Annotated in this window: 2 protein-coding genes and 1 pseudogene; all 3 read left to right on the top strand. The window is 62.2% G+C overall.

Annotated elements, in window-relative coordinates:
• Nucleotides 1–502: pseudogene (locus tag FFK22_RS44205) on the top strand (hypothetical protein); the annotation flags it as partial.
• A gap of 159 nt (nucleotides 503–661) precedes the next feature.
• Entirely contained in the window at nucleotides 662–1,045 is a 384-nt protein-coding gene (locus FFK22_RS41240; protein ID WP_138893619.1) for a response regulator, read from the top strand.
• A 584-nt stretch (nucleotides 1,046–1,629) separates the two neighbouring features.
• Entirely contained in the window at nucleotides 1,630–2,811 is a 1,182-nt protein-coding gene (locus FFK22_RS41235) for an ATP-binding protein (RefSeq protein WP_138893618.1), read from the top strand.
• Nucleotides 2,812–3,333 lie beyond the last annotated feature (522 nt).

The raw sequence follows: 3,333 nt of genomic DNA, 5'->3' as shown, positions 1-3,333 counted from the left end.
TCTCCGGGCTCGGGACCCGAAGGCGATCCGCCGGGCCGCTGTCATTCGCGATGCGGCGTATTTCGGCGAGCTCAATCTGTCCGCTCCCGGATGGCTGCCTGTCGTCCGACAGCTTCGGCCGGATCATTCCTGGTCGACGGTGGTTCGCATCCTGAACGGGCGCGGCCGATCTGGTACCTGGACCGCCGACCGCTTGGTGCGAGCCGTGAAGCGCTTCGTCCGTGACGGACTGGCCGACCAGGCGCTGCTCGACCGCGCGCCGAGGCGCACGAGAGCCGACCATGCGGCCATCCTGATATCGGGTATCGCCCAGGCCAATCCGACGCTGTCGCTCAGAGCCATCGGAGCCCAGCTCGACGCAATGCGGGTGAAGCCTCCGCGGGGCGGCGAACGGTGGTCAGCCTCGTCTGTGCGTAACCAGTTGCGACGAGCGCAGCGGCTCGGACACGTGGTCTCAAGCGAGGCTCCTTCTCAGCCAGTGTCGTCGATACCAACAGCGTGAACCGACGAGCGGCGTCAAGCGATGGCATGTAACGCGCTGAAAAGCTGAGAAGGCCGCTCGATTCGGCTGGGGCTGGCGGGAACTGAAGATGCCCATCCTGCATTGCCCGGGTGTATCTGCGAATCCGATGCAATCCTTTGGACGTGAGGACGAGAGGCTATGGCCGCGCGGCAAGCGTCTGCCAATCCAGTGTGCCTCGTCGTTGAAGACGAGCCCTTCTTACGGATGGACGCCGCTGACATAGCAAGGGATGCGGGCTATGACGTTGTTGAAGCGGAAAACGCTGATGAAGCAATCGGCATCCTCGAAAGCCGCAACGACATCCGGGTGATTTTCACGGACATCAACATGCCGGGCTCAATGGACGGTCTCAAGCTAGCCGCAGCAGTGCGGAACCGATGGCCGCCGATTGAGATCATTGTGACATCAGGGGTTCACAAGCTCAGCGCTGCCGACTTGCCAGAGAGAGGCGTGTTTCTCTCGAAACCGTACGACCGAAACGACGTCGCGGCCGCGTTGTCGGGCTTCCGGCCGAGGCAGTGAGCGTCCTGGATGTCCTGGATGGCGCGGGCCGCTGAAAGGGATCATGATCCCTGGCCAGGAGGCTCATCATGAGGAATCCCTCACTCGAAAACGGTCGTAGACGTAGCGTGCTCCCCGGACTAGCGGCGCACCGAGACCGCGATGCGGCGGAAGCCCGCGCCGACGCTGATCACTACGCTCGGCATCGCAACACCAACATGCACGCGGCATCAATGGCGGCCGTCGAGATATGCGAAACCGCGGCGGCCAAGCTCCGCGACGAATACGCGAAGCTGACATTCGGGCCACGAAAGCTCTAGACTACACGTCCGGCACGGAGAAGACGACGTCAGCCGCAGTGACCGGGTTCCACCGATGTAAATAGGCACTGGGCCTCGGCGCCGATCGGCACGGCATGTGCTTGATATCGTACGATACTGAGGGGTCACGACGACCTGATGCCGATTCACACGGGAACTGCTGACGCGACCCTGGCCGACATGAGCGAGGTTTTCCCGGTGACCAAGTGGCGATTCCCCGGTTGATTTATAGCGAAGTTAACCCATCTTAGCCCGCGACGATAAACCTGGATAAGATCCCTCAATATGGATCCTCGCCTGAACCCATATTCCCCCGGTGCTGGAACTCCGCCGCCGGAGTTGGCTGGTCGCGATGACCTGATCGAAAGAGCCGCCATTGCCCTGGATCGCATTCGCGCGGGTCGTTCAGCGCGTAGCTTCATTCTCTACGGCCTGCGCGGGGTTGGAAAGACCGTTTTGCTCAACCGCATTCGGATCGACGCTGAGGCGCGCGGCATTACGAGCGTTAAGATCGAAGCGCCCGAGGACCGGTCATTGCCGGCGCTGCTCGCACCGGCGCTGAGATCCGCGCTGCTTCGACTAAACCGCGGCGAAGCGGCGAAGGCAGGCGTCCTGAAAGCGCTCCGAGCGCTCTCGGGCTTCGCTAAAGGGCTGAAATTCAAATACCAGGACATCGAGTTCGGATTGGACGTCGAGCCCCAGGAGGGGCTGGCCGACAGCGGGGATCTGGACAATGACCTGACGGATCTGCTCGCGGCAGTCGGGTCGGCCGCAGCCGAGCGTCAGACGGCGGTCGTGCTGTTCATCGACGAACTGCAATACGTCCCAGAAGAGCAGCTTGCCTCATTGATCACGGCGCTGCACAGCGCCAACCAGGAGCAATTGCCGATCACCATGGTCGCTGCAGGCTTGCCCCAGCTCGTCGGTCAGTCCGGCCGAGCCAAATCCTATGCCGAGCGACTGTTCGAGTTTGCACCGGTCGACCGCCTGAACGATGAAGCCGCGCGCGCAGCCCTCACGGTTCCGGCGGACAAGGAGGGGGTCAAATACGAAGCTGGCGCCGTTGCCGAGATCCTAGCCCAGACGCGGGGCTATCCGTACTTCCTGCAGGAATGGGGCAAGCACAGCTGGAACGTCGCGGACCAATCGCCCATTGCGAGGGAGGATTCGACCCGCGCCACGGTCGCCGCCCTAGCTGAATTGGATGCGAGTTTCTTCCGGGTCCGGTTCGATCGCCTGACACCCGTTGAGAAGCTCTACATGCGCGCAATGGCTGAGCTCGGCGCGGGGCCCCACCGCTCCGGTGACATTGCGGAGGCACTAGGACGCAAGGTGACCGCCGTTGCCCCGATCCGAAACTCGCTGATCGCCAAGGGGATGATTTTCAGTCCTTCCCACGGCGACACGGCTTTCACCGTGCCGCTGTTCGAGGGCTTCATGATGAGGATTATGCCTGACGCAATTTAACTGGAATGGAGACCTCCGCGGCGCCAAGGGCTGGATTGCCAGCTGTCGGGACCGTTGAAGGCGCGGCAGAACCGACTGATGGGGCTTGTCACATTGGCGGATTCTACCGTCCGATAGCGGAATTCAGCCGATGGCCGCCATATGAGATTTCAATTTCCTACGGGTGCAGACCGGGCCGCCCCGAGGGCGGGAATCGGTGAGAATTGTCCGAAGGTGACAAGCCCGATGAAGGTACCATGCGACGCGGGTGCGCCTGCTGCGTTCGATCAGATCAGGCCGGCTCGGGTGACGAAGTGACGATTGGCCGAACGCCGGTGGAGAATGAGCTCCTCGTGGACCGCAGCATCCTCTCTGCGAACGACGAACGAAGCGAATTGTTCGGCGTAGGCGGAATTGATCCCTGAGATCCAGCGGCGATGACCAGATACTCACGAAAAGCACCTGCTGGGTGGGACTCGCCATCCGTTCTTCCCTCGGCCAGTCCGCCGGCGGGCGGCCTATGATTGCGCGCCTCGTTAAGGT

Origin of the sequence: Mycobacterium sp. KBS0706 (assembly GCF_005938675.2) — a bacterium.
Taxonomy (GTDB): Bacteria; Pseudomonadota; Alphaproteobacteria; order DSM-16000; family Inquilinaceae; genus Inquilinus.
This window is presented reverse-complemented; position numbering and strand designations above follow the sequence as displayed.